The sequence below is a fragment of the Vibrio sp. SG41-7 genome (genome assembly GCF_014164465.1).
In the GTDB taxonomy this organism is placed as follows: domain Bacteria; phylum Pseudomonadota; class Gammaproteobacteria; order Enterobacterales; family Vibrionaceae; genus Vibrio; species Vibrio splendidus.
The window spans coordinates 1-267 of record NZ_JACJFF010000416.1; the positions used below are offsets into that span (position 1 = coordinate 1).

The following is a 267-nucleotide window of genomic DNA, read 5'->3' on the forward strand; positions in this document are numbered from 1 at the left end:
AATAAGTGGCGGAGTGGACGGGACTCGAACCCGCGACCCCCGGCGTGACAGGCCGGTATTCTAACCAACTGAACTACCACTCCGCAGTGGTCAACTCACTAAGTGAGCGTCCATATCTCCAGGTCGGTCAACCTAAAGATTTAATTTAAAGCCTGGCGATGTCCTACTCTCACATGGGGAAACCCCACACTACCATCGGCGCTATTGTGTTTCACTTCTGAGTTCGGCATGGAATCAGGTGGGTCCACAATGCTATGGTCGCCAAGC

1 tRNA gene and 1 rRNA gene are annotated in these 267 nt (G+C 53.2%); both read right to left on the reverse strand.

Features of this window, described 5'->3' with window-relative positions:
- Window positions 1–6: 6 nt before the first annotated feature.
- Window positions 7–83 (reverse strand) — tRNA-Asp (locus H5300_RS27415).
- Window positions 84–150: 67 nt separating this feature from the next.
- Window positions 151–266: ribosomal RNA gene (gene rrf, locus H5300_RS27420) — 5S ribosomal RNA — on the reverse strand.
- Window position 267 lies beyond the last annotated feature (1 nt).